Raw genomic sequence first — 556 nt, 5'->3', positions numbered from 1 at the left:
ACGACGCTCTTCCGATCTGTGGTCGTGCGGGTGCTGCTCAGACCTCGCCGCGGTAGCCGGCGGCCTGCGCCTGCCACATCCAGCGGGCCTCCTCCAGCGCGCGGCCCAGCTCGATGAGCAGGTCCTCGGTGAGCGGGTCGGCCTTGCCGGCCTGCTCGATGCGCGGACGCAGCCGGTCGACGGCGGCGTCGACGGTCGCCGAGATGGTGAGCACGGTGTCGGAGTCGGACACGTAGCCCGCCGGGTACTCGGGCAGCCCGGTGTCGCGGCCGACGGTCTTCGCGCGCCCGTCGGGGGCGACCCCGATCGCGGCGGCCCGCTCGGCGACCGAGTCGCCGTGCTCGCGGGCCAGGTCGACGAGCTCGTCGAGGTGCAGGTGGATGTCGCGGAACTGCCTGCCGACGAGGTTCCAGTGCGCCTGCTTGGCGACCAGGGACAGGTCGACGAGGTCGACGAGGGTCTCCTGCAGCACGCGGCCGGTGATGTCGGTGGCGCCGCTGTCGAGCGGGCTCGTGATCGGGGTGGCCATGGTGCTCACCGCTCCTTCCGATGTCGG

1 protein-coding gene is annotated in these 556 nt (G+C 72.8%); it reads right to left on the bottom strand.

The genetic code is table 11. The annotated features are described in order from the left end of the window. Positions 1 to 37: 37 nt before the first annotated feature. A partial coding sequence (locus DBV35_RS29155; protein WP_211100078.1) for a Dps family protein occupies positions 38 to 556 on the bottom strand: 519 nt, incomplete at its 5' end.

Source organism: Acuticoccus kandeliae, assembly GCF_003073115.1.
Note: the sequence above shows the minus strand (reverse complement) of the source record. Positions and strands in the feature narration are given on the sequence as shown.